General features: G+C 39.8%; 21 protein-coding genes. 13 read left to right on the forward strand and 8 right to left on the reverse strand.

The annotated features are described in order from the left end of the window. Nucleotides 1–5,128, reverse strand: a 5,128-nt coding sequence (locus tag M0R21_02690; GenBank protein MCK9616720.1) for a GEVED domain-containing protein, incomplete at its 3' end; no start/stop codon positions are given. A gap of 471 nt (nt 5,129–5,599) precedes the next feature. Further along, nucleotides 5,600–7,012, reverse strand: a complete 1,413-nt coding sequence (locus M0R21_02695; protein ID MCK9616721.1) for an aldehyde dehydrogenase family protein — start codon at nt 7,010–7,012, stop codon at nt 5,600–5,602. A gap of 230 nt (nt 7,013–7,242) precedes the next feature. On the opposite strand from M0R21_02695, the gene rplU reads away from it, so the two are divergent. From rplU to M0R21_02745, 10 genes are all read left to right on the forward strand, one after another. Beyond that, on the forward strand, nt 7,243–7,554 hold the full coding sequence (gene rplU / locus M0R21_02700; GenBank protein MCK9616722.1) for a 50S ribosomal protein L21: 312 nt from the start codon (nt 7,243–7,245) through the stop codon (nt 7,552–7,554). A 19-nt stretch (nt 7,555–7,573) separates the two neighbouring features. Beyond that, nucleotides 7,574–7,834 (forward strand): 50S ribosomal protein L27, encoded by a 261-nt coding sequence (rpmA, locus tag M0R21_02705; protein MCK9616723.1) that lies wholly within the window; start codon nt 7,574–7,576, stop codon nt 7,832–7,834. A gap of 113 nt (nt 7,835–7,947) precedes the next feature. Further along, nucleotides 7,948–9,219 carry a serine--tRNA ligase gene (serS, locus tag M0R21_02710; protein MCK9616724.1) on the forward strand — a complete coding sequence of 424 codons (1,272 nt, stop codon included), beginning with the start codon at nt 7,948–7,950 and terminating at the stop codon, nt 9,217–9,219. Between the two features lie 199 nt (nt 9,220–9,418). Further along, complete coding sequence (gene coaD / locus M0R21_02715) at nt 9,419–9,880, forward strand: pantetheine-phosphate adenylyltransferase (GenBank protein MCK9616725.1); 462 nt, start codon at nt 9,419–9,421, stop codon at nt 9,878–9,880. Between the two features lie 6 nt (nt 9,881–9,886). Next, the gene (locus M0R21_02720) at nt 9,887–10,597 is read left to right on the forward strand and encodes a 4Fe-4S dicluster domain-containing protein (protein MCK9616726.1); all 711 of its coding nucleotides are present in this window, start codon (nt 9,887–9,889) and stop codon (nt 10,595–10,597) included. Then, nucleotides 10,594–11,661, forward strand: coding sequence for a heterodisulfide reductase-related iron-sulfur binding cluster (locus M0R21_02725; GenBank protein MCK9616727.1), 1,068 nt, complete (start codon nt 10,594–10,596; stop codon nt 11,659–11,661). Before M0R21_02720 ends, M0R21_02725 begins: the two co-directional genes overlap by 4 nt. 50 nt (nt 11,662–11,711) lie before the next feature. Further along, the gene (locus M0R21_02730) at nt 11,712–12,737 is read left to right on the forward strand and encodes an FAD-dependent oxidoreductase (protein ID MCK9616728.1); all 1,026 of its coding nucleotides are present in this window, start codon (nt 11,712–11,714) and stop codon (nt 12,735–12,737) included. 19 nt (nt 12,738–12,756) lie between these two features. Continuing rightward, nucleotides 12,757–13,095 carry a 4Fe-4S dicluster domain-containing protein gene (locus M0R21_02735; GenBank protein MCK9616729.1) on the forward strand — a complete coding sequence of 113 codons (339 nt, stop codon included), beginning with the start codon at nt 12,757–12,759 and terminating at the stop codon, nt 13,093–13,095. After that, nucleotides 13,092–14,945, forward strand: coding sequence for a (Fe-S)-binding protein (locus tag M0R21_02740; GenBank protein MCK9616730.1), 1,854 nt, complete (start codon nt 13,092–13,094; stop codon nt 14,943–14,945). The genes M0R21_02735 and M0R21_02740 overlap by 4 nt, the downstream gene beginning before the upstream one ends. Continuing rightward, complete coding sequence (locus M0R21_02745) at nt 14,942–16,339, forward strand: TlpA family protein disulfide reductase (protein ID MCK9616731.1); 1,398 nt, start codon at nt 14,942–14,944, stop codon at nt 16,337–16,339. The genes M0R21_02740 and M0R21_02745 overlap by 4 nt, the downstream gene beginning before the upstream one ends. A gap of 92 nt (nt 16,340–16,431) precedes the next feature. On the opposite strand, the gene rsmD is transcribed toward M0R21_02745, so the two are convergent. Genes rsmD through M0R21_02770 form a run of 5 tightly spaced genes read right to left on the reverse strand, consistent with a single transcriptional unit; the run spans nt 16,432 to nt 21,601 of the window. Next, nucleotides 16,432–16,989: a 16S rRNA (guanine(966)-N(2))-methyltransferase RsmD gene (rsmD, locus tag M0R21_02750; protein ID MCK9616732.1), complete on the reverse strand. Its 558-nt coding sequence runs from the start codon at nt 16,987–16,989 to the stop codon at nt 16,432–16,434. Beyond that, nucleotides 16,980–17,837 (reverse strand): DUF3822 family protein, encoded by an 858-nt coding sequence (locus M0R21_02755; protein MCK9616733.1) that lies wholly within the window; start codon nt 17,835–17,837, stop codon nt 16,980–16,982. The genes rsmD and M0R21_02755 overlap by 10 nt, the downstream gene beginning before the upstream one ends. Nucleotides 17,838–17,850: 13 nt before the next feature. Further along, the gene (locus M0R21_02760; protein MCK9616734.1) at nt 17,851–20,385 is read right to left on the reverse strand and encodes an ATP-binding protein; all 2,535 of its coding nucleotides are present in this window, start codon (nt 20,383–20,385) and stop codon (nt 17,851–17,853) included. A gap of 59 nt (nt 20,386–20,444) precedes the next feature. Then, nucleotides 20,445–21,146: a hypothetical protein gene (locus M0R21_02765; GenBank protein MCK9616735.1), complete on the reverse strand. Its 702-nt coding sequence runs from the start codon at nt 21,144–21,146 to the stop codon at nt 20,445–20,447. Then, nucleotides 21,143–21,601 (reverse strand): type I restriction enzyme HsdR N-terminal domain-containing protein, encoded by a 459-nt coding sequence (locus M0R21_02770; protein MCK9616736.1) that lies wholly within the window; start codon nt 21,599–21,601, stop codon nt 21,143–21,145. Before M0R21_02770 ends, M0R21_02765 begins: the two co-directional genes overlap by 4 nt. Before the next feature lie 165 nt (nt 21,602–21,766). On the opposite strand from M0R21_02770, the gene M0R21_02775 reads away from it, so the two are divergent. Continuing rightward, entirely contained in the window at nt 21,767–22,573 is an 807-nt protein-coding gene (locus M0R21_02775) for an AMP nucleosidase (protein ID MCK9616737.1), read from the forward strand. Continuing rightward, nucleotides 22,563–23,621: a DNA polymerase III subunit delta gene (gene holA, locus M0R21_02780; protein MCK9616738.1), complete on the forward strand. Its 1,059-nt coding sequence runs from the start codon at nt 22,563–22,565 to the stop codon at nt 23,619–23,621. The genes M0R21_02775 and holA overlap by 11 nt, the downstream gene beginning before the upstream one ends. Before the next feature lie 69 nt (nt 23,622–23,690). Here holA and gap read toward each other — a convergent pair whose 3' ends face one another. Next, nucleotides 23,691–24,695: a type I glyceraldehyde-3-phosphate dehydrogenase gene (gene gap, locus M0R21_02785; protein ID MCK9616739.1), complete on the reverse strand. Its 1,005-nt coding sequence runs from the start codon at nt 24,693–24,695 to the stop codon at nt 23,691–23,693. A gap of 350 nt (nt 24,696–25,045) precedes the next feature. On the opposite strand from gap, the gene M0R21_02790 reads away from it, so the two are divergent. Next, entirely contained in the window at nt 25,046–26,008 is a 963-nt protein-coding gene (locus M0R21_02790) for an NAD-dependent epimerase/dehydratase family protein (GenBank protein MCK9616740.1), read from the forward strand. The last annotated feature ends 94 nt before the right edge of the window (nt 26,009–26,102 follow it).

Consider the following 26,102-nt stretch of genomic DNA (forward strand, 5'->3'; position numbering starts at 1 on the left):
TTTTAAATTCTGCTACCTGGTGCCATCCATCAATATTCCATACTTCAACTGTAAGCAATTCTTCTTCGGTAGCATTTTGCATATCAAGGAAAATGTCGAAGTTGAACCAGATTTTATGATAAACAGCTTCTCCTGCATCGTCAATAAGCATCGGGCTTTCGAGAGCATAAGAATAATCATGCTGAACGGGTGTCCAGTTGAATTCGGCAGAAGGAGCAGGATTTCCCTGGGCACCTTGGATGCGCCAGTTGCTTCCTTCAACGTTCCAGCTCTGTGAAATAAACAATCCGGTACTCCAGTCTTCTGCAAAGGGCAAGGGGTATCCGTAGCGTATAATTACATCGGCAGGACCTTCTTTCATTGATTCGCCTTCGGTTGGAGCTTCGTAAACTGCGGTTACACCATAAGAATAGTTGCCAGGCAGTAAATTCAGATCAAAATACTGAAGTTGTTCTTTGGGAACTTGTTCAACAAAATTATCATTGCGATAAATATTGTATGCAATCAAATTTGGAGGAATAGTACCTGGACCAGGACCACCTTCGGCAAGTTCGTAAGCTCCTATGAGCTGAGGATCATGTTGAATGTTAACAATAAGTGCAAATTTACCTGCTACATTACCTGTACAAGCACCACCGGCAAGGTCATTTGCGGGGTCGTATCCAGGAAGATCACCAACAGCATGTGTAACACCTGTAAGCGACTGGGTTGCAATATTATATTGGTAAACATACTGAGGAGCACCATAACCGTCACCCTGATCAAATATCCATAGGTAAGGACCACCTACTGATACTCCATCATAAGCCGAGCCATACATTCCTGCGAATGATAAACCACCGGCTGTTGAAATAAGAGTACCATTGCGTTTTATCAGGTTCATGTCTGACCAGCCACCAAGCCAGAAACCACCATTACCGCCATCGGCAGTGGGGTCGAATGCAATATGACGTATAGATGAAACTCCAGTAGAAATGGAACTTACAAGCACTTTATTGGTAAAGTCCATTTGATAAAGTGTACTGCCAATTGCTCCGCCATAGAAATAAGCACCGTCGTAAGCCAAATCACGGATAGCAGTTGCTCCTGGTACATCGAAATCTTCAACCCATGTACCGTTCATGTCATATTTATGGAACCACGTACCATAGCCACTTTGCCATGTCGAGGTATAAATATAAGTACCATCAGTTTCAACACCTGGCTGAGCTGCATTGTTTCCAGTGAAGGTGAGAAGGATATCCCAAATAACATCCGACTGCAATCCCACATTTTTAAATTTAGTAAGTGTAGGTGCATATTCAAATGCTGGATTAGGTGTTTCAGTATTAGGTCTTACCGATACTAATTCGGGATAAAAACCAACTTGTGGAGGTTCCCAGTTAAGTTCTACGTTTTCAACACGGTCAACTGCTGTGAGGTTACGTGGAGGATAAAGGAAAATTGAAGTAAATTCGCATGTGTCGGCTGTAGAAATTCCACTTGCATAAATGGCTTTTACACCTGCAAGATAGGTTTGTCCGAAAGTAACTGATTCAGCATCATAAGTAAAGGTTGTATCAGCAGTAAATCCTGAAAGTTGATCATCAAGATATACATTGTATCCTATAACGCCACGAAGGTTATCAGTAGCTTGTAATGTTTTTCCTTTAATAAAATTACCTGAAATTGGATTTTCACATCTATCAGGAGTTCCTCCTACGAGGGTCCCTTGGTTAGGTGCTGAAGGATACAACATTCCTGCTACAGTAGCATCGACATCGGCAGGTGTCCAGCTATAATAATCGAAAGCTACTACATCGCCAGAAGAATCGTAGGCAGAAATATTGAATATTCCGCTGGAATGATAGTTATCGGAGAAGGTATATTCAAGAGCACCATTAATGTACAATTCAAAGTTTGGACCATTACAAACAATGGTAACGGTATTATCAATTCCAAACCCTGTAATTATATTGCTTGATGTAGTCCATGACTGCAGAAAAGTAGATGATCCGTTATCATAACGTATTACACAATAAGAACCACCTGCGGTTATATTAATACGATATCCACTGCAAGTACTTGTTCCAAGAAAATCATTGGCACGGATAAAACATCCCATTGCATAATCGGCATCTCCGGAATTTTTACGTACCTTAAATTCGAAAGTACCATCTGCCCACGGTTCAGAACCAACATTATAATAAGCAGATGCGTTGGTTGATGCCCCTGTGCCGGTCATTACCATATAACTGTTTCCAGGGCAGCCAAGACGATTGTCAGAAACAATAAATTCAGGAGGAATACCTGCATCGTCGAAATGTTCAAAAATTCCGTTTCCTACTACTGTAGATCCAGGACTGTTCCATGTAGCAATAAGTGTTAGCGGGTCAACCCACAGGTTTACAGGAGGCAGAGTGATTTCCATCAGGGTAATATTTTTGGTAATATCTCCCATTATATCGAAAGTTTCGTTGTAAGGATTATATCCTTCAAATGTAAGGTCGAGGGTATAAGTTCCTTTCCAAACTTCGGGAAATACAAGTTGTCCGCTTGCGGGAATCGTTCCATAATAAGCATGTTGCGGTTCGCCATCAGTATTTACCAAACTTACAATAGCACCTTCCGGGCTTGTGCCTCCGGAAAGAGATACGTTAAGGGTTACTACGGCCGTCCAGTTTTTACCAATGAGATTGGAAAAAACAGGAACTGACTGACGTCCACTGGGATAATTGGCTTTCACTGCCCAACGATAAGCTCCGTCAGGTAATGCTGTCCATCCGTTATCGGTATAGCCCAGACTGGTTGTAGTTCCTAAGGTTACCCAGTTGGCAGGAGTACCTTCATCACCCTGATGCATACGGTAAGCTGTGTAACCTAATAGGTTATCTGTAGCCTGACCTGTACCTTCTACGGGAACATACAATCCTTCTCTTACTTTTCCACCAAGTGACTTGGCAGGGTAAAGCGACTGTTGTGAAGCGAAGGGTTTTGTTGCCTGTAAAAATTCATCTGTAGCGGGGATAAAGCTAGGTCCACCTTGTCCGGATACGATGGCACGCATCATGAAATCCTGATAGCCTGCAGGTGTCCATGGGGCACCGCCGGTTACAAATTTTGCAAAACTGCGGAATGCAGGATGCGATTCGTCAACACCTAAAGGTGCACAATCAGGATAATTGCCGCCCTGAATCATTACAAGGTAAAAATTACCACTGGTAATGGTTGCTGCTAATCCACTGAATGTTACCCATCCGTAATTAGTTGGCTCTACGTCAATTATACTTAATTCAGTCCCAGGGTATCCATTGGCTCCGTCGTCGTCGTAAACTGCCATACGGAAGGGTTTCAGTATGTTACCGCTGGGAGGCCATGTGCCGTCACCAATATATACTGAACCTCCGGTTACTGCACATGGATAGGCGGCAGGAGTGAATTTCAAAGCATTCATATTTGTGGCGTTGGTCCATGCAGTGATGTTTTCTGCCGAACCATCATCGTAAATAATTTCATACTGAGAATTAGGTAAGCCCCATGCCAGTTCCACGTTAGGATCAACAAGTGTAGCTACCAATGTCCCACCCGGTGGATTGGCACTCTCAGAAACCTGAACGTTTTGGGTAATAGTCATGTGGGGAATAATAGTTATGGGAACAGTTGCAACTTCATAACCAATTTTATTAACCACGAGTTCGCGGTTTCCTTCAAGGTAAGAAATGCTGTAATGACCTGTCCCATCGCTCATTGTTGTGGAATCAGCAACGGAAACTCTCGCACCCACAATAGGATCGCCGGTTACACCATCGGTAATAAGACCGGTAATAGTACCAGGGAACAGTTGGGTTATATTAACCATATAATCTTCTGTTTCGCCCCAGCTATAAGTTCCGCAGGGTAAAGTAGTAGTTGCACTCCCACCTTCTCTCAGTACAATACGCATCCTGGCTAAACCGTTAACGGCTGTTTGCGGAATACCAATACTTCCGGTTACAGTGTTTCCCGGATAGGCAGATGTAGTTGTGCCAAATACTTTTTCAGTAGTTGCATCAAAAGTACCATCCTGGTTCCAGTCAATAAATACTGCTGCATAACAGGTGTAGAAACTACCCGAGTTAATCTGCGTAATAGAAATAGGATACGCAAAGCCTTTTATTACTTCGGCAGGAGGTAAAGAAGTAAAATCGGTATAAGTATGATTTGAAGCAGGATTGCTCGTTGCTGGTGTACCCACACCATTATTAATATTACTAAAGGTTACATTACCTATGTCGTCGTCAACTGTTGAAGTTGCATTCGATGCACAATATACCATAGTAGCTCCGGTGGTAAAATTCCATTCGGCGCAGCCTGTAGCCTGTCCATAATTATTTTTAGCAATAACTTTCCAGTAATAATGTGTGTTGGCAGCCATTACCGGAGGAGCGTAAGAAGCAGAAGTTACATTCTGTACGAAAGGAGGATTAGTCGTTGTTCCCATGTAAACATCGTAATTGGTAGCTCCACCACCATCAGCCCATGATAAAGTAAAATTACGGGCAATGTTGGTTGCACCAATTGCTGGTGAAGGGGTGGTTGCACATAATGGAGGTACAGGAGCTATATTAGGTCCTATAAAATCATCAACATGCAGGTAGTACATGTAGTTAGAATAGTAGTGTATGGCAATATACTTAGTTCCTACAGGCAAGTCGGTTTTAACAAATTGTGACCAACTTGTCGAAGTACAATAAATAGGTGCACTCCACGTAAAATCAGTATTTACATTATTGCCTGTGCTTGACCAGCCTACCGTAAAAATTTCTTGGTAAGTATATTCGCCTGCATACCAAAAAGAAACGGTTTGACTACCAGCGGTAGTAAGTAGCATTGGAGTAACAAGATACTGATCATAGGGAGAACCTGAAGAATAAGATGAAAATCTGAATGATCGTGCCCCCGAATGGTACATCGCGGTGGAATGAATCATCAGGTTTCCGGATGGCGGAGAAGCGATGGCATAAGACATTGACCATCCCGTAGGTGGGGCGGTCGCACTCTCAAACCCTTCGGTCAACTGCGCCATCGCAGAAAATCCAACAACGAAGCTGAACATCGCTGTTAAGAAAAAAGCCAATAGCTTTTCCCGCGTAAAGTTGGTTGTGTTCATAATTGTAAATATTAGTTCATAATTAATTTATTAAGGTATTATATCATGCTGATTTGCCAATCTCAATTGCAAAAGCCGTATATCGCTTGCGATGTTTCCCCAATCGGCAGAGATATACCCACATTAAACAACTTTGTGTAAGTTATCCGACCGATAGAACAGTACCCCATCACCAGTAATACAATCAGTAACAGTTTTTCCATAGTGAAATTGGTTTTTGTAAATAAATAGTTATTTTTTCAAATAAATAAGATCAATAAGTTTAAAAAGATTTTAAACTTGTAAAAAGTAATGTTTTATTGCTTAGTAAATTTTCATCATTATCCCTCCTATATTTTTAGTTATTGATATTAAGTTATTTACGAATATATAAATACAAAATTTACAATCTCATTGTTAAATTTTTTAAAAAACCTCCAAATATCGAATTTTTTTTTATAAAAAAAAAATTTTATTAAAAAAATGTAATAATTATAAAATTAATAATTTTAGCTCCATCATTTCCCGGATTGCATAACTAATCCCCTCTCTTCCAATACCCGAATCTTTCACACCCCCATAAGGCATATGATCTACTCTGAAAGTAGGTGTATCATTTACTACAACCCCTCCAGCCTCAATTTTTGCAAAAGCGTATTTAATATCTGCCAGGCTGTCGGAAAATATTCCTGCCTGAAGTCCATAACAACCTCTGTTAATTTGCAAAACAGCCTCTTCCATGGTACGATATGATTCAAGAATAAGTACAGGTCCAAAAACTTCACAATTGTAAACCTTCATTTGCGGCTGTGTATTTGTTATTACGGTGGGTTCGTAAAAATTGCCGTGGCGTTTACCTCCGCATAAAATCGTAGCTCCTAAGTCAAGGGCTTCATTTACCCATTGTTCTATCCTGATGGCATTCTCAGAATTTATTACCACTGAAATTTCGGTATTTTCATTCATTGGGTCGCCTTCACGCAGACGGGACACTTTTTCGATAAATCGTTGAGTAAAGTCATTAAATATATCCTGCTGTACATAAATTCGCTGTGTGTGAATGCATACCTGCCCCGAATATGAAAAACCTCCTGAAACACATTTTGCAACTGCTGTTTCGATATTACATCCTTTCGCAACAATTGCTCCTGCATTGCCTCCAAGCTCCAAAAGAATTTTTTTCTTCCCGGCATTTTTTTTCATTTCCCATCCAACGTCAGATGAGCCAGTAAAACTTAGCATTTTAATTCTCTCATCTCTTACAAGACGGTCTCCTGTTACTCTGTCCATAGGCATTATTTGTACGGCATTTTCAGGCAAGTCGGTTTCCTTTAAAATCCGGGCAAATTCGAGCAGAGTAATAGGGGTAAGCGAAGAAGGCTTAACAATAATAGGATTTCCGCTGGCAATAGCCGGTGCTATTTTATGAATGGCAAGGTTTAAAGGAAAGTTAAAGGGTGAGATTCCGGCAATTAAACCAATAGGAAAGTATTTAATAATAGCCTCTTTGCCTTCTCCGGCAGGTGTCCAGTCCAGGCTGATATACTCTCTGGGAAGTCGTTTCGATTCCTCGGCTGCCACTTTAAGTGTTTGTACTGAACGTTGTACTTCCGCTTTTGCAAGCCGGATGGGTTTAGCCGATTCTTTACAGATTGTTTCGGCAAAATACTGTTCTTCTGCCTGTAGTCTGTTAGCAATTTCCATTAATACGGCATATTTCCGATACGACGGTAATGCAGCCATCGCCTCCTGAGCCAAAAGTCCATTCTGAATAGCTTGCTCCAGATAAATAGGTTGTGCCAGACTAACATTGGCAATTATATTTCCTGTATAAGGGTTAACAACAGGTAGCAGGGAATCCGAAATTATAAATTCGCCGCCTGAATAGAAACCATATTTTTTCATTACGATACAATATAAAAGGGTTATTCAACGTTTTTATGTAGTACTTTTGTCAGCTAGAATGTCTGAAAACATTTGACAACAAATATATAAAAATTATAAACCCTATCATAACCAGCCCGACCCTATTCAAAATGATTTTTTTTGAAGAATTGAAAAAAAATTTGGAAAAATAAAAAATGCAAGTACCTTTGCACACCCAAAAAAGGAAAAAAATTAATTTTAATATACTAATGTACGCAATAGTAGATATAGCCGGGCAGCAGTTTAAAGTAGAAAAAAATCGGGAGATTTTTGTACACCGTCTCAGTGCCGAAGAAGGCAACAGTATTGTTTTTGATAAAGTTATGCTTGTCGGAGGCGAAGGAAATATTAAAGTGGGAAAACCCATGGTAGAAGGAGCAAGTGTTACGGCAAAAGTTATTGCTCATGCTAAAGGCGACAAAGTAATAGTTTTCAAAAAACGGCGTCGCAAAAGCTATCAAAAATCAAACGGACACCGTCAGTACCTGACAAAGATCCAGATAGAAGAAATTAATGCTTAATCATAAAAAATAAGTAACAATGGCTCACAAGAAAGGTGCCGGTAGTTCAAGCAATGGACGCGAATCACATAGCAAGCGCTTAGGTGTTAAAATTTTTGGCGGTCAGATAGCAAAATCCGGTAATATTATAGTACGTCAACGTGGCACAGTACACAATCCCGGCGAAAATGTCGGAATAGGAAAAGATCATACATTATTTGCTCTTACCGACGGAGTTATCCGTTTTAAAAAGGGTAAAAATGATAAGTCATTTGTTTCGGTAGAGCCTAACCTTGGTTAAATCTACAGGAGCAATTTTTGTAATTTTTTTCATAATATTTAGTTTTCTCCCGTCCTCGTGTAGGTCGGGAGTTTTTTTTATTGGTATTTTTGCAGCACCTTAAGTTTATTATCATGTTAGAACTGAACACAATCAAAGAAAAAAAAGAAGAAGTAATCGAACGTTTGGCTATTAAAAACATAAATGCCCGGCAAACTATCGAAAAAATTATTGATTTGGATACCCAAAGAAGGGAAAATCAAAAAAAGCTTGACGATGCACTTGCACAAGCCAATGCTTTGGCAAAAGAAATCGGCATTTTATTTAAAAGTGGTAAAACAACAGAAGCTAACCAACTAAAAGAAAAAACCGTACAGATTAAAGAAAATAGCAAACAACTGGAGGCATCTCTTACAGAATGCATTGCACAATTAAATGAAACATTAGTTCAATTACCCAACCTGCCGCATATTTCTGTTCCTGCCGGGAAAACTGCCGCTGATAACGAAATTGTTTATTCCGAAGGCTCACTCCCGGAATTGCCCCCTAATGCCATGCCCCATTGGGATTTGACTTCAAAATATGATATTATTGATTTTGAACTTGGTGTAAAGCTCACCGGAGCCGGTTTTCCGGTTTACAAAGGCAAAGGCGCACGTTTGCAAAGGGCTTTAGTCAATTTTTTTCTTGATGAAGCTATTACAGCCGGTTACCGTGAAATTCAGCCACCATTGATGATAAATGAAGCTTCCGGCTACGGAACCGGACAACTTCCGGATAAAGAAGGACAAATGTACTACATTGGTCTTGATAATTTATACATGATTCCTACCGCCGAAGTTCCCGTTACCAATATCTATCGTGATGTTATATTAAAGGTATCCGATTTCCCTGTAAAGCATGTTGCTTACTCTGCATGCTTCCGAAGAGAGGCAGGCTCTTACGGCAAAGATGTTCGTGGACTTAATCGCCTTCATCAGTTTGATAAAGTGGAAATTGTTCAGATTGCACATCCTGATACTTCTTATCAGGTACTCGAAGAAATGCGGAATCATGTCGCATCCCTGCTACAAAAGTTAAAATTGCCTTTCCGTATCGTAAAACTTTGCGGTGGAGACATGAGTTTCACTTCCGCATTAACTTTCGATTTTGAAGTGTTTTCTGCCGCTCAACAAAAATGGCTCGAAGTGAGTTCCGTTTCCAATTTTGAAACTTTCCAAGCAAACCGTATGAAACTTAGATTTAAAGATGAAAACGGGAAAACCCGGTTAGCCCATACCTTAAATGGCAGTGCGTTGGCTTTGCCACGTATCGTTGCCGCATTGCTCGAAAATAACCAGACTGAAAAAGGAATCCTTGTCCCGGAAATTCTACGTCCCTATACCCAATTTGATATAATTAACTAACTGTTTTTGTTTTTCATTGATTATATCTACTGATTTTAGCACACTTACCTTTCTTTGAACGAAAGGTTGAAAAGCTACAGAAGGGTGTTAGCAATTGTATATTTTAAAATTGTAGGGGAAGCAATTTTTTTCTTTTCAATTTTTAATAAAACTGGTAAATACAAACTTTTTTCTACTTTTGCTGAAAGTATGCGGAGATATGAAAAAAATTGCCGTGTTTCCGGGTTCGTTCGATCCTATCACCAAAGGGCACGAATCCATCATTAAAAGAGCAATTCCCCTATTCGATGCAATCATTGTTGCCATTGGACAAAATTCGGGGAAAAATAATTATTTTTCACTGTCATCCAGAATATTATGGATTCAACAGATTTTTAAGGACTTCCCGCAGGTTTCTGTGGTTTCCTACAAGGGACTAACGATAGATTTTTGCCACAAAAACAAAGCAGCATACATTCTACGTGGCTTGCGCACTTCCGCCGATTTTGAATTCGAGCGCAGTATAGGTCAGATAAACAAAACCATGATGCCTTCCGTAGAGACGGTTTTTTTGCTTACCGAGCCCCAATTTACCGCATTGAACTCCTCTATCGTTCGTGATATCCACAGGCATGGTGGCGATATAACTCCGTTTGTACCCGAAGGTATTGATATTAAATAATTGCGTATGGGCGTTTTATACGATAAATTAGCAAAAGATGTACGATTCAGGGAAGGAATAAATTCCTGCATCAATTGCGGAACCTGTACTGCAATTTGTGCGGCAGCCGAATTTTACAATTACGATCCGAGAATCATAGCCGATACCGTACAAAGCCGGGATGAATCCAAAATTGAAGCCCTACTGAAAAGCGAAACCATTTGGTATTGCGGCGAATGTATGTCGTGCAAAACCCGTTGTCCACGGGGTAATGCTCCCGGGTTAATTATTATGGCGCTTCGCTCACTTTCGCAGGAAGAAGGATATTTTGTGGAATCGGAAAAAGGGAGACAACAATTAGCCCTGAAACGTACAGTAGGAGAATGGATTTTAAAATATGGCTATTGCCTTTATGCCGAAAACATTCTGCCGGAAATGCATCCGGAACAGGGTCCCGTTTGGGAATGGGAAAGCAAACATTTGCCGGAAATTTTCGAACGGCTTGGTGGAAATTATAAAGGTGATGGACCGGGTATTCTCCGTAAAATTCCCCAGGAAACGCTGGATGAACTGAAAAGTATTTTCGATGTTACAGGCGGAACCGTACGATATGAAAAGATTGAAAATTTTTCAAAAGAAAAAGCAAAAGAACTCGGGCTGCAGTTTGACGAAGGAATAGACAACGAATACGTTAAACATATTTATACCGTTAACAACCATTCGCATACAAAGGAATGAAAATAGAAGGAAAGCAACACATCTGGCAAGATTATCAAAAAGAAATAGCCGAAAATCATTACTTTTATGTAAGAAGTTGTGTACGACAAAACTTTTTCCCCGGCTCAGAAACCGCTTTTCTTCGCATCCTGCGCGAAGAGTTAGGGAAAGATGTTTTTGAAAACCCATGTCATACTACCTGTACTGGCATTGGTTATCATGGAGATATAGTTCCATTCGATACTACGATGACAGTGGTAGCCCGCCAGTTTGCCCTGATGACAGAATCGGGTTACGAAAACCTGGTTCCTTCCTGCATCACTTCTTTCGGGATTTACACCGAAATACTGGAAACCTGGGAACACTTTCCGGAAGAAGAAGAAAAAGTACGCGAATATCTTTATAAAGCTACCCACCGGGAGTTTAAAATACCTAAAAACCTGGCGCATGCCAGCGATGTGATTTACAAGTTCCGTAAAGAAATTTCTGAAAAAGGAAAATTTCGCTTAGTCAATGTTAACACAGGCAAACCCCTTAAAGTTGTGGAACACATTGGATGCCATTATGCCAAAATGTTCCCGTCTAAAGGAATCGGTGGTGCCGAATATCCCTATGTTTTGACAGGAATGGTAGAAGACTGGGGCGGCGAAGTGATTGATTATCCCGAAAGACGGCACTGTTGTGGCTTTGGATTTCGTCAGTACCTGGTTAAGGCAAACCGCGGATATTCCGTTGCCTGCTCGCATAAAAAATTTGAATCCATGCACCCTTACAAACCCGATATGATTATCACCAATTGCCCGGGATGCCCGATGTTTCTCGACCGGTGGCAATATGCCATTGCCGAAATGGAAGGAAAAACTTACGGAGAAAACGGGCAGGGAATACCCGTTTTTACCTACGAAGAAGTTGCCGGACTGGTTTTGGGTTACGACCCCTGGGACTTAGGATTGCAGGTCCATCAGGTATCCTGTGAACCTGTACTTGATAAAATAGGAATCCCTTACGATACAAGCAAAAAATATCTCGGAAAACAAGGACAAAATATTGGCATGCCCGATAAACCGTATATTTTGAAAACATGACACCGAACATATCCTCCCTTCTCAACCTATCTACAACCTAACTTTGTATAATGGAATCCAAAAAATCAATAGCCATCATCGGAGCCGGAATTGCCGGGCTGGAGGCAGCTACCCAACTCATCAACGCAGGCTATTCTGTTACCCTTATCGAAAAAAAACCCAGAACGGGAGGACATATTAACGACTGGTACTGTCTTTTCCCCGATTTCCGTCCCTCTTCGGAAATAAAAAACAATTACCGGGATATTGAGAAAAAAGGAGTTCACCTGCTGCTGGAAACCAAAGTGGAAAAGATTAATACCAACCCCAAAGGGTTTACACTCGCATTATCAAACGGATCTTACCTTTCTGCCCATGCCATTCTGTGTGCAACTGGTTTCAATGTTTTTGATGCAAGAAAAAAAGAAGAATATGGCTACGGGATTTACGATAATGTGATTACCGCAAAAGACTTTGAAAAAGAGTTTTTCGGGAAGGATACCTTCACCATCGCCAATGGAAAACTGCCCAAAAGAATAGGTTGGGTACACTGTGTGGGCTCGCGCGACGAAAAAGCCGGGAACATCTATTGTTCTAAAGTTTGCTGCATTACCGGGGTAAAACAGGCTATTGAAATTCGGAGGAAACTGCCGCAAACCGAAGTGTTCTGCTTTTACATGGATTTAAGGATGTTTGGCAGACATTACGAAGAATTGTACAAAGAAGCCCAGGAAAAATGGGGGGTAAATTTTATCAGGGGAAGGTTGTCGGAAGCCTGCGAAAATCCCGATGGTTCCCTATTACTGAAAATGGAAGACACTTTAGCCGGGAAACCCCTCAAAATGTCGGTGGATTTGCTGGTGCTGCTGGCAGGATTCGTTCCTCCGGACAACATTGGTAAAATGAAAGATCTATTGGGCATTGCACTTGGGAACGATGGATTTATCCTTCCTGTTGACGAACACCTTTCGCCTAATGTAACACAGGTAAAAGGAGTTTTTGTTGCAGGGACCTGCACCGGAGCCAAAACTATCCCCGAAACCCTGGCAGATGCCCGTTCGGCAGCATTGAAAATTATGGAGTACCTTAAAAAATAATTCCTTTTTGTCATCGAATATGAAAATAGACTTTGGATATAAAATCAACAGCGACCAGCAAATTGATTACGATGCAAACGATAAACGTATCCATGAATATTTGTTGAAAGAGGAACCTTCATTTCGGTCCTGCATGTTTTGCGGATGTTGCACCGCAACTTGCAGTACGGGAACATTCACCCAATTCAATTTCCGCAAATTACACACACTGATACGAAGGGGCGAAACAGCTTCCCTAAAAAATGAGATTGAAAAATGTATGTTTTGCGGAAAATGCCTGCTCGTATGTCCGGCAGGAGTCAACACTCGCAATCTGATTTTCTGTATTCACAAAGCCATTGAAAACTTCCAGCTATGACCTTTGACCTCTTTGTTTTACCCTTCACCCTTGGTTTACTTATCCTTCTGATATGGCTTACCTCGCATTTTATCGGCTGGCTGAAAGACCTTTCCGGTGAAGACTCTGTAAAAATCAGGAACAAGCTGTTTACAACCCATACTCTGCAGGCAATAAAAGAAGTATTCATGGAAAGCCTGCTTCACCGCCGCATGTTTCGCCGTAACAAGCTGCTTGGATTTATGCACATGAGCTTTGCATTTGGATGGTTTTTATTGATTCTGATTGGAAATATTGAATCAAGGGTATATAGTGGTGTACACGTCAACCCTCCCTACTACCCTATCTTTTTGAAGTTTTTTGTGCACGATGTCCGTGTGTTGCCTTTCGAAATTTTCACCATTCCCGGATTTTTCCGTTTTACGATGGACCTTTTGTTACTATTAGTGCTCTCCGGACTGGTTCTTGCACTGATTAAACGCAGCCGTTCCAAGTGGTTCGGACTGAAAAAAACGACAAAACATACTTTTTACGACCGGATTGCCATTAAAGCACTTTGGTTTATTTTTCCACTCCGGTTGCTTGCAGAAAGTTTTACTGCCGGATACTGGCAAACAGGTAGTTTCCTTACCAATAGCATAGGAAATGTCTTTGCCAGTTTCCTTCCTGTGGAAGTAATGGCTTATCCTTTCTGGTGGATGTATTCCATTGCACTGGGGGTTTTCTTTGTAACCCTTCCCTTTTCGCGTTACATGCACATCCCTACCGAAGTTTTACTGATTTTTCTGCGACATTACGGAATCTCGGTAAATAAGGAAAATTCTACAATGGAAGAAATCAATGTAAATTCATGCCCAAGGTGCGGCGTATGCATTGATGTCTGCCAATTGAATGCCGAAGCCGGTGTAACCGAAATTATGCCGGTATATTTCTTGCGTTCGGTTCGCGAAAAGAAAATCAGCCGGGGAGGACTGTTCGATTGTGCAATATGCGGACGATGCCAGCAGGTGTGTCCCGTGGGCATTGAAGTGAATGCAATACGTATTGTAAAACGATGGCAGGAAACCAACAAGCAATCTTTTGCCTTCAATTACCTTACCCCGGTTTCGGGAACCCAAACCGATATTCTATATTTTGCTGGTTGTATGACTCACCTTACCCCGGCTATCAAAAAAGCCATGGTAAATCTTTTGGATGTTTCCGGGGTCAACTATCAGTTTTTAGACAAAGACGGAAGTGTGTGTTGTGGACGTCCGCTGATGCTTGCCGGCAAGGACAATGCCGCTACCAGACTAATGGAGCATAACCGCCAACTGATTCATTCATCCGGAGCCAAAACATTAGTTACCTCCTGCCCTATCTGCTACAAAATTTTCAAAGAAGAATACAAGCTGAAAACAGAAGTGCTACACCATTCGCAGTACCTGCTCAGGCTTGTAAAAGAAGGCAAACTACTAATAAAACCTGGGAATAAAAAAATTACTTATCACGAACCCTGCGAACTGGGCAGAGGATGTGGCATTTACGAAGAGCCCCGCCAGTTGCTGGCATCTTTTGCCCAATTGGTTCCTATTGAACAGGAAAAAGAAAACGGACTCTGTTGCGGCGGCAGCATTGCCTCCATCGGAACATCCAAAGAACAAAAAGACAAAGTTACCATCGGTGCTTTGAAACAACTTTATGCATCCCAGCCCGATTTGATTGCCACTGCCTGCCCGCTTTGCAAAAAAACATTTTCCAGGTTTTCGCAGGTACAGGTTGCCGACATTGCCGAACTTGTTTACGACTCGTTGCAGAACTGCAAACCTTCCCACGCAATTATTACAGAAGAAAACATCTTAGAGGAAATTAATTCCCCTGTCGAAATATGATACTAAAACCATTCTTCGTTTCCATCCTTCTTTCTCTTTCCGGAATTCTTTTTGCACAACAATGTACTATTGAAGGAAATGCTTCTTATGCCCGGCAGCAACAAATCCGGTTGAAAACATGGTGCGACCAGATTTCATACCGCGACAGTGTAATAACACAAACTTTTTCTGATTCCGCAGGACATTTCGAGTTGAAATTTTCGCTTTCACAGCCTGTCTTTGCCTGGATTTCCATAGGTTTTTCAAAGGCAGAAATGTATTTAGAACCAGGAGAAGACTACGCACTCACCCTGTTACCACTGAAAAATCTTACTGAAAACCCTACCATCAACCCTTACCTAATCCCCTTCTTTATTGATTATTCATTGAAATCTTCTTCCGGTAAAACTACGCTGAATGCACTGATTGATTCTGCTGACCGCCGCTTTAACCGGTTTGTTTATTCCAATCTCGATCCGGTAAATCCTTACCGCCATCGCTCCATGGTACTTCCTTTTGTAGAAGAAGTTCAAAAACAATTTGCCGGCGTTAGTGATGCTTATTTTCAAAATTACCTTATCTGGAAATCGGCAACACTGGAATTGCAGTTTCAAAGGGCTTCGCATGCTAACCTTTTTAAAAAATATGCTCCCGAAAAAAATATGCTGTACGATAATTCTGGCTATATGGATTTTTTTAATCAGTATTTTCAGCAATATCTTACCGCTGTTTCCGGGAAAATTCGTTACGACGACCTTACCCGAGCCATTAACCAACTGCAAAGTCTGCACGCACTCACCGACAGCTTGGGAAAAGACAGTCTGCTACGCAATGAGTCGTTACGTGAATTAGTTTTTTTGCAAAATGCAGGAGAACTTTACAATTCAGGGGATTTTAATAAAAAAACACTTTCCGGGTTTTTGAAACAACTGGCTTCCGAAAGCAAATTTCCACAACACAGAGTCATTGCCGCAAATCTTCTCCGGATGCTTACTCGTTTTGAGAAGGGAAGTCCCGCCCCGGATTTTACGCTGACGGATACGAATGGAAAGGAAGTATCCCTTAGCGATTTCCGCGGAAAATATATTTATCTCGGGTTTTTTACTTCATGGTGCAAGGGCTGCCTTAACGCCCTCGATACTTTGCAAAAAATACAACAAAATTATGCCGGCAAAGTAGCATTTATAAATATTTCCATGGACAATACTCCCGAAATTTTAAAGAAATTACTTGCCAGAAAAGCTTATTCCGGAATTTTCCTCTTTTCCGGAAATAATTTCAGCCTTACCGATGCTTATGCCGTGAACTCCTTCCCGGTATTTGCATTGATAGATCCCGAAGGCAATTTTGTCCGATATCCTGCACCGGACCCAGGCGAAGAGTTGGAAAAGCTATTGGATGGAGCACTTAAATAATAAAAAACTAAAAATTGTTCAATTACTTAATGAAGCAAAAATAGTAAAGAAGGCTTTTTTATCACGAAAAACAAAAAATTATCAATTCAGGCTCAGGTGCTGGAAGGCGAAAGTTTTATGGCTTCAAAAAAACTAAAATTTACTTTGCCGTAATTACGATGCTGGCTAAAATGAGGATGCCCTGAAAAATCATACTCCCGTGAATGTTCCACAATCAGCAAACCATCCGGAACAAGCAGTTTGTTTTCAAAAGCAAGATCGGGAAGGTTTTCTATACATTTCAAGTCGTATGGAGGATCGGCAAAAATAATATCGAACTGTATGGATGCAATTTTTAGGAAGCTGAAAACATTGTTCCTTACAACACGGATATTTTCAAAATGAAGCTGTTCTGCGGTTTTCCTTATAAAATCGGCACAACGTGGATGCATTTCTATTGAAACAACTTGTTTAGCTCCCCGTGAGGCAAATTCATATGAAATACTACCGATACCCGCAAACAGGTCAAGCACGGTTAAACCTTCAAAATCATACATATTATTCAAGATATTGAACAAACTCTCTTTTGCCATATCGGTAGTAGGACGAACCGGCAATGTAGCCGGGGCAAAAATATGCCTTCCGCGGTATTTTCCGTTAATTATACGCACTGTCTTACATTATGAAGGGTGAAGAAGAAATGGTCGGGAAAAGTATTGAAAACAGAATTTTCCGGATTTCCCTTTTGCTGGTAAAAACGGATATTGCGAACGTAGCGGTACATCATTTCAAAAATTGAAGAATCTTTTTCAATTGAACCCATCAGGCATATTTCAGCCGATTCAGGGTTCAGCAGCAACTGCTCCATGACAAAAATCAGGTAGTACAAAAAATCTTCTTTGGTTGTATAACTGAATGTATTAAAAAAATGTAACTTCCTTTCTTTCAAAATAACAATATCAAACAAGCCAGTTCTTACGTTGATAAAAATCTGCGGATTTTCGCTACTGTTTTTAAACAATAGAAGTATGCTTTCGATAAAAATACTTGCATGATGGTAAATAACAGAAGCAGGAAAAAGCGATTGAAGGCTTTGCCTGAATTGGGCGGGCAAAGTATAAATTACATGAGCATTTGCAGTTTTGAGCTTATCGGAAAAAAATTCGTCTTTTCTGCCACCGCTGTTGTTGAACCGGTAGTACAATTCTTTTTCCTGTGCATTGTACAATTGCTCGGGGACAATCGTAGTTTTTGAAAAGTCAAGCAAAAGGACAGAGGTTGCGGATGCCAATTCATGAAATCCGGGTATTTGTGCAATCCATTCCGACAAAGCCGGAAGAAAATCCTCGGTATTTTTAAGATGGGTGTCGTAAGTTTCTAAAGCAACAAACCGGTTATGCTGCTCATCAAAAACTGTATATGCCACATGGTTTAACGAAAGTTGCAAATATAATGTTTGCAAAGCACTTTTATTTTCGGCATATGCGGGGTCGAAAAAACGGAATCCGGTTGTAAACATTGGTTAATTACAATTATTTCGTAAAAAAATTCTGTATTTTCATCAACATTTCATTGCTATTAATCGGTTTGGTAATATAATCATCGCAGCCTGCTTCTTTCGATTTATTTTTATCGGTATCGAGCGAATAAGCTGTTTGCGCAATTACGGGTAAGTCTTTTCGCATTTGTTTTATTATCCGGGTGGCTTCGTAACCATTCATCACAGGCATACGTAAATCCATGATTACAATATCAATAGCAGGATTCAATTTAACGGCGTCCACGGCTTCTTTGCCGTTTTTTGCCCAAAGAAGCGTAGCGTGGGTGTTTCTAAGTATAATTTTAATTAACATGTAGTTACTCTCAACATCTTCTACAACCAGAATGGTTTTCATGCTCCAGTCGAATTGGAACGCAGGACGGATGTTAATAGGCACAGGTTCATTTTCTTCTATCCGTTCAGTATAAGGATGTGAGAAATAAAAAGTAGAGCCTTTACCTTCTTGAGATTCAACCCAAATTTTACCTCCCAGCAATTCTACAAAAGCTTTGGAAATTGCCAAACCCAGCCCGGTTCCTTCATGAAGTCGCGAACCTTTGCTTTCTGCCTGCATGAATCGTTCGAATATAATTTGCTGTTTATCGGTAGCTATACCTTCTCCGGTGTCTTTCACGAAAAAAATCAAGGTACCGTTGTTATAGGTATATCCAAAGGTAATACTTCCTGCATTGGTAAATTTAATTGCATTGCCAATCAAATTGGTAAAAATCTGAGTAAATCTTGTTTTGTCAGTCCTAATAAATTGCATCGGATTGTTTTCGGGTTTTTCTAAGGTAAATTGAATTTGCCTTTCCTTAATTCTGGTATTTTCTTTAAAAAAATTATAAATATGATCCAGTAAGTCGTCGAGAGATTGCTGTGAGGGGATAACATTTATTAATCCGGCTTCAATTTTGGATATGTCAACAATATCGTTGATAAGGTTAAGCAGCAGGTTTCCACTGTTTTCGATGATGGCAAGATATTCCATCTGTTCTTTTTTGGTAATATCCGGTTCTTTTAAAATTTGTGTAAAACCCAGTATTCCGTTCATGGGCGTCCGGATTTCATGGCTCATATTTGCCAAAAATGCTGATTTTAAAATATCTGATTCTTCTGCCTTTTTCTTTGCTTCTTCCAATTCGTTTTCGAAAGCCTTACGCTTACTCACGTCCTGAACTGTACCTATCATGCGAACCGGTTTACCGTTTTCGGAAAAAGTAATTACCCTTCCCTTACAATTGATCCATTTTTGTTGTTTTTCACCGCTATGGGTTCTGTATTCCACATCTAATAAATGTTTTGTATCTGTAAGATGGTCATTTAGCTTTTGTTTAAAAATTACTATGTCATCCGGATTGATATATTGTTCCCATGTTTCAAAACTGGTTTTTAAAAAATTATCGTTAAACGAATGCAAGTTTTTCCATGTGTCATCAAAAAATATGCTTCCTGTTTCCAGATTCCAGTCCCAGATTCCCTGGTCGGCAGCTTCAAGCGAAGCAGAAAGTTGCAACTCACGTGAACCTAATTTTTCAACTGCCAGTTTTCTTTCGTTAATTTCTTCCTCCAATAATTTTTTTTGATTATTGACATTTTCAATAAGATACCCTATCTGTCTGAACTCACTTTTTAAGCGCTGTAACCTGAAAAGGGATATTTTATTATTGCTGGTAAGACTTTCGGAAACCAATTGCAGAGGATAAGAAATCCAACGAATTGAAGTAAGGTAAAATATGCTGAGAATAATCACAGCCATGACAGCTATAAAAATGATTTGGAAGTAATTCAAGTTATTAACAACTTTAAGCAGTGAATATTTTTTCGAAAATTGCACGTGGTAGGTTGGAACACCTTGCCAATTTTTTAAAACAATTTCTGTTTGGATAACATTGGGGGGAATATTTATTTTAAAATTATTACTTGCTTCATGATAACTCACCTTGCATCCCGTAACCGTTTCAAGTTCGTTAATTTTCTCTTTATCCCAAAATTTTGCCAGAAAAAAATAACCCTGTGGTGGCGTTTTCCGATCTACATCATTGGTAGCATGAACTGTTGCCCCTGAAATTTCGATTAAACCGGAAGGGGAAGAAATAAAATAATTAATAAAGTGCTTTTTATACAAGGAATCAAAAATAGCTTTTTTAATTTCAAAGCTATTTTCATCCGAATTACTATCATCATATGCTTCATAAACCGGTTTTAAGTCAAGGTTATATACTAAAGCCACATTCACTTTAAACGAACTGAGAATGGTTTTAACATTATCATCGCCCCAGATTTTCACAGGTTTTTTAACAAAATTAACCATATCATCCCAATACGTATAGTCATATGCTGTTTGCTGGATTTTTTGGCTCTGAAGGTTGAGAATGGCATTTGAGCTTATTTCCTGCTGATAGCGATAACCATCTATTAGGTAGCGGTATTGTCTCTTATTAAAATTTTGTGCAACTAATAATATACATATAAACAACACTGTCGTACTTAACAGCACAAGCATTATCTTGCTTCTGGTTTTCATTATAGTATTTGTTTTATGATTTTTTTCATCTTAAACAAAAATAAAAATAATTTCTACACTTAAAAACTAAATCCGGCAACGAGAAAAATATTTTCATTCTCCGGATTTATAATAACTGATGCATTTAACGGAACTGAAAATAATTCAGTTATTTTTAAATTTTTTGTAATATTTATTCCCATATTATTTACTGAAAAATCTTCACCGTAAATGCCCGAATAGGGTGAACATCCCGCAAAAACACTGATTTCATTATCCGAAAGAGTAAAGGAATATCCTGTTTCAAAGTAAAGGGATTTATCGGAATCCGCACCGTAAAAATTATAGCCTGCTAACAGATATATGGGAAAATTTTCGGTTCCGTTGTATTTTAAGATGCTTTCAAATGTATGTCCGGTTTGGGTTTGATCATAATAAAAGTACTTGTTATTTATCACCGTATCGCAGGGTGAAAAATAATCCCAGACCGAAAAAGTAAACATTTCGCCTATATTAAAATCCAAATAAAGGTCTACTTCCTGTATTCTGGAATCATTTACCGTGTAAGAACTCCACCCTCCCAGGGTGAAAGGTCCGTTTGAGAGAGTAATCCAGGGCTGAAGTGCGGGTGAATGCCCGTAATCCATGCCACGCCAAACATACCGGCTCATCACATCACAGCCCACATCTGCCTGAAATCTGCCAGTAGAGTCCGTTTGTGCAAATGCAAAATTAGTGAAAGAAAATATGGAAAAAACTACAAGTGTTAACGATGTTTTCATAGCTGTTGTATTTGCTGAAAATCGGGAATAAAATCAAGAAAAGAATATTGCGATGCTGCAAAATCTATTTTGCAGCAATAATGTTCCAACCCGTTTGTAACAACCAGAAAACGAACATTAAAAGTCATATTATACCGAGCCACCTGGTCAAATGCCTTTTGTGATATTTTAATATGAGGAGCCTTGCACTCCACCACCATCATCGGTATCCCATTTCTGCCAAAGACAACTATATCGCTTCGTTTGGCTCTTCGGATTACTTTAAGATTCATCTCTACTGCAATCAGCGATTTAGGGTATTGTTTTTCTATAACAAGGTACTTAATAAAATGTTGACGCACCCATTCTTCGGGAGTTAAGGCAACAAACCTTTTTCGAATATCATCGAAAATTTCCGTTTTACCTGAAACTGTTCGCGTTGTAAACGTGTATTCCGGAAGATTTAAAGGAATCATGCAGCAAATTAAACAGGTAAAAGTACATAATATAATCAAAACTTGTAACTTTGTGCGCAGCAAATTGTAATCAGATGAAACAAACATCCCGATTAACAGGGACAAACGCAGATGAAAATTTCCATATGCGAGTTTTATCCGACCTATAACTTAAATTATTTACGGATGAAGACAAAACAGGATATAGTGGAAAACTGGCTACCCCGATATACAGGTACTTCCCTTCACGAATTTGGGGATTATATTATTCTCACTAATTTTCAACGGTATGTTGAGCTTTTTGCCGATTGGAACAATGTTCCTGTTAAAGGTTTTGGACGACCTATGCCCTGTGCAACATCCGGAAGAATCACAATCATCAATTTTGGAATGGGAAGTGCCAATGCAGCTACAGTAATGGACTTACTGAGCGCCATACCGCCAAAGGCGGCCCTTTTTCTTGGAAAATGCGGAGGTTTAAAAAGGAAAAATAATGTAGGCGATCTGATTCTTCCTATTGCGGCTATCAGAGGAGAAGGTACCTCCAACGACTATTTCCCGCCCGAAGTTCCTGCATTGCCTGCATTTAATTTACAAAAAGCCATTTCCACTACCATCCGTGACCATAGCTCCGACTACTGGACGGGAACCGTTTATACCACAAACCGCCGTGTATGGGAATACGACGAAGACTTTAAAAGTTATCTCCGGAAAACAAGGGCTATGGCAATTGACCTTGAAACAGCTACCCTTTTTATCGTAGGCTTTTCCAACAGTATCCCTACAGGTGCTTTGCTGTTGGTTTCTGATCAGCCCATGATACACGAAGGCATAAAAACCGAGGAAAGTGATAAAAAAGTATCAGAAAAATTTATTAAAACCCATCTGCAAATCGGAATTGATTCGTTAAACCAACTTATCAATAACGGACTCACCGTAAAACATCTATACTTCGATTACAGCAAAAACGAAACATCTTCTGATGACTTTTGACCAAATAATTTCTGATCTTAACAAAAGAATTTACTACCCTGTTTACTTCTTAGCCGGCGAAGAATCGTATTTTATTGATTTTATTTGTGATAAAATAGAAACTACAGTACTTAACAACATAGAAAGAGAATTTAACCAAACAATACTTTACGGAAGGGATACCGATATTGCAACCATAGTTAGCCAGGCAAAACGCTTCCCGATGATGGCAAATTATTCACTGGTTATTGTAAAAGAAGCACAAGAAATCCGCAACCTGTTTCCCTCTTCTAAAGAAGATGGCTCAGGTGAAACACAGGATAAAAAAGAAAAAACAAAATCGCTTCTTGAATCCTATGTTGAAAACCCCCTGCAATCAAGCATTCTGGTTTTTTGCTATAAATATAAAAAGGCGGATAAACGCAAAAGTTTGATTAAGCTTATCGAAAAAAAAGGAGTTTTGTTCGATTCGGTCAAGCTGTACGATAGCCATATTCCTAACTGGATTACAAATTATTTGAAAGAACGTAACTATTCCATAACTCCGGAAGCAGTACGTCTTCTTGCCGAAAGCATTGGCAATGATCTGCATCGTATTGTTAACGAACTTACTAAGCTCATAATTAATTTGCCTTCCGGCTCTGCTATTACCCCAGAATTGATAGAACAAAATACCGGTATTAGTAAGGATTTTAACGTATTGGAGCTGCAGAAAGCCCTGGGACAAAAAAATATTGGCAAAGCCAACCAAATTATAAATTATTTTGGAGATAATTCCAAGGAACACTCCATATTCCAAACTATCGCCGTATTATTCAATTTTTTTCAAAAACTGATAATTTACCACCAGCTAGCCAATAAATCCGAAAAAAATGCCACTGCCGAATTAGGTGTCAGTCCTTTTTTTATTAATGATTATATTGCGGCTTCCCGTAATTTTTCCCACGAAAAAATAATAAAAATATTTTCTCTTTTGCGGGAATATGACCTGAAAGCCAAAGGCGTTGATAATGTATCCTTGTCAGAGGGAGACTTACTGAAAGAGCTTATTTTTAAAATTTTACATTAGAAATAAAAAAAACTGCTGGTTCTTCAACCAGCAGTTTTTGCAAATAGTAAAAAAAGTTTATAACGACTCCTAAAAGAGTTTCTCAATAAGATCAACAACGCGGGAAGAATAGCCCCATTCGTTGTCGTACCAGGCAAGAATTTTAGCAGTTTTGCCAATCACCATAGTACTTTGTGCATCGAATACAGAAGAATGCGGGTTATGGATAATATCAACAGATACTATTTCATCTTCGGTATATTCAATAATTCCTTTCATAGGTCCTTCGGCAGCTTCTTTAATAGCTGCATTAATTTCTTCTTTAGTGGCTTCCGTTTTCAGGTTAGCTACCAGGTCAACCAATGAGCCGGTAGGGGTTGGAACGCGAATGGCAAGCCCATCCAATTTTCCTTTCAGTTCGGGAATAACTTTGCCAACGGCTTTGGCAGCACCTGTGGTGGTAGGAATCTGTGAAACAGCAGCCGAACGGGCACGACGAAGATCACTATGCGGGGCATCCAGTATCATCTGGTCGTTGGTATAGGAATGAATAGTCGTCATAAAACCATTTTCTATTCCGAATTTGTCGTTGATTACTTTGGCTATCGGAGCCAGGCAGTTGGTTGTACACGAAGCATTTGAGACACACTGATCGCTGTCAGCCAGATCATTATCGTTTACACCCAATACTATCATACGGTCAATCTGGTCTTTAGCAGGTACAGTAAGTATAACTTTTTTAGCACCATTTTTCAAATGGTCACCATATCCGCCCTTGGTACCTTCTTTTGACCGGAATATACCAGTTGATTCAACTACTACATCGGGTGTAACAGCCCAAGGTATTGAAATTGGCGAGCGTTCTGCTGTTACAGGAATTCTTTTCCCGTTTACGATAAGTGCAGTATCGTCAAACGATACATTACCATTGAATTTGCCCTGCGTCGAATCGTACTTCAGTAAATGGGCAAGGGTTTTGGTATTGGTAAGGTCATTGATCCCAACAATCTCTAAATCTTTTCTTTCCAACGCAATTTTAAAAACGTTACGTCCAATGCGTCCGAATCCGTTTATTGCTACTTTAATAGTTGCCATAATTATAAATTTTAAAACAGTTTCAAAATTAGGAATTAATTGTATAAACAACAAAAAAGGATGCTAAGTGTTCAGCTTACACTATTAAATACCGGAAATGGAAACGTAAACGGTACTGAAGTTATTGCTTCCGGCAAATTCAGAAGGATAACCGCAATAGCAATATAATAAAGATAATTGCTTTATAATGATTTACATTGAAAGCTCGCACGCTTCCGGTTCCAAATTTTTTCATTTAGAACATTTGTAAAAGGAATTATTAAAAATGTGAAGGCTTTTTTAAAAATGTTTACATTTGCCCCTGATTCGTGAATACTTTAACACTAAATAATAACTTAAAAATAAAATTAATGAAGAATATTTTAATTATAGGAGCAGCCGGACAGATAGGTTCGGAACTGACCATGGAACTACGCAAACGTTACGGAAGTAATAATGTAATCGCCGGATACCGCAAAACACCGCTTACAGGCGACTTGCTTACCTCAGGTCCAGCCGAGCAGGTGGATGCAACCGATCCTGTACGTATGGCAGAAGTAGTTAAAAAACATAAAATTGATACCATTTATAATCTGGCAGCTATTTTATCGGCTGTTGGCGAAAGCAAACCTCAGGCAGCATGGCAGGTAGGCATAGGCGGCCTGATGAATTGCCTTGAAGTAGCCCGCGAATACAAATGCGCACTGTTTACTCCAAGTTCCATCGGAGCTTTTGGCGGCAGCACTCCTCTCGACAATACCCCTCAGGATACCATTCAACGTCCTGGTACCATGTATGGTGTAACCAAAGTTACCGGTGAATTGCTCAGCGATTATTATCACAAACGTTTTGGTGTGGATGCCCGTTCGGTACGTTTCCCCGGTATCATCTCCAATGTAACATTACCCGGCGGCGGAACGACAGACTATGCCGTTGAAATTTATTATGAAGCCATCAAAAATAAAAAATACACCTGCCCTCTGAAAGCCGGTACTTTCCTCGACATGATGTATATGCCCGATGCTTTGAATGCTGCCATCGCCATTCTGGAAGCCGACCCGACTAAATTGAAACACCGCAACTCGTTCAACGTAACGGCTATGAGTTTTGATCCTGAAATTATTTATGCAGAAATCAAAAAACACATCCCCGATTTCGTGATGAAATACGATGTGGAACCCATCAAACAATCCATTGCCGAATCGTGGCCCAACAAGATGGACGACACCTGTGCCCGCGAAGAATGGGGTTGGGAACCAAAATGGAATCTCGAAAAAATGACCGTTGACATGCTTAAAGTCATCAGCGAAAAACATAAAAAAGGATTAATCTAACATTATCCCGATACTGTTCAAAGGCATGCCTCGACCATCGGGCATGCCTTTTTTATTTACTTTTGCAAACTCAGACAAATTGATTTTGTGTTTT

The organism is Lentimicrobiaceae bacterium, from assembly GCA_023227965.1.
In the GTDB taxonomy this organism is placed as follows: Bacteria; Bacteroidota; Bacteroidia; order Bacteroidales; family JALOCA01; genus JALOCA01.

Coding starts and splice junctions, on each gene's coding strand:
- M0R21_02695 (MCK9616721.1), bottom strand. CDS start 7,012: ATGAAAAAATATGGTTTCTATTCAGGCGGCGAATTTATAATTTCGGAT.
- rplU (MCK9616722.1), top strand. CDS start 7,243: ATGTACGCAATAGTAGATATAGCCGGGCAGCAGTTTAAAGTAGAAAAA.
- rpmA (MCK9616723.1), top strand. CDS start 7,574: ATGGCTCACAAGAAAGGTGCCGGTAGTTCAAGCAATGGACGCGAATCA.
- serS (MCK9616724.1), top strand. CDS start 7,948: ATGTTAGAACTGAACACAATCAAAGAAAAAAAAGAAGAAGTAATCGAA.
- coaD (MCK9616725.1), top strand. CDS start 9,419: ATGAAAAAAATTGCCGTGTTTCCGGGTTCGTTCGATCCTATCACCAAA.
- M0R21_02720 (MCK9616726.1), top strand. CDS start 9,887: ATGGGCGTTTTATACGATAAATTAGCAAAAGATGTACGATTCAGGGAA.
- M0R21_02725 (MCK9616727.1), top strand. CDS start 10,594: ATGAAAATAGAAGGAAAGCAACACATCTGGCAAGATTATCAAAAAGAA.
- M0R21_02730 (MCK9616728.1), top strand. CDS start 11,712: ATGGAATCCAAAAAATCAATAGCCATCATCGGAGCCGGAATTGCCGGG.
- M0R21_02735 (MCK9616729.1), top strand. CDS start 12,757: ATGAAAATAGACTTTGGATATAAAATCAACAGCGACCAGCAAATTGAT.
- M0R21_02740 (MCK9616730.1), top strand. CDS start 13,092: ATGACCTTTGACCTCTTTGTTTTACCCTTCACCCTTGGTTTACTTATC.
- M0R21_02745 (MCK9616731.1), top strand. CDS start 14,942: ATGATACTAAAACCATTCTTCGTTTCCATCCTTCTTTCTCTTTCCGGA.
- M0R21_02755 (MCK9616733.1), bottom strand. CDS start 17,837: ATGTTTACAACCGGATTCCGTTTTTTCGACCCCGCATATGCCGAAAAT.
- M0R21_02760 (MCK9616734.1), bottom strand. CDS start 20,385: ATGAAAACCAGAAGCAAGATAATGCTTGTGCTGTTAAGTACGACAGTG.
- M0R21_02765 (MCK9616735.1), bottom strand. CDS start 21,146: ATGAAAACATCGTTAACACTTGTAGTTTTTTCCATATTTTCTTTCACT.
- M0R21_02770 (MCK9616736.1), bottom strand. CDS start 21,601: ATGATTCCTTTAAATCTTCCGGAATACACGTTTACAACGCGAACAGTT.
- M0R21_02775 (MCK9616737.1), top strand. CDS start 21,767: ATGAAGACAAAACAGGATATAGTGGAAAACTGGCTACCCCGATATACA.
- holA (MCK9616738.1), top strand. CDS start 22,563: ATGACTTTTGACCAAATAATTTCTGATCTTAACAAAAGAATTTACTAC.
- gap (MCK9616739.1), bottom strand. CDS start 24,695: ATGGCAACTATTAAAGTAGCAATAAACGGATTCGGACGCATTGGACGT.
- M0R21_02790 (MCK9616740.1), top strand. CDS start 25,046: ATGAAGAATATTTTAATTATAGGAGCAGCCGGACAGATAGGTTCGGAA.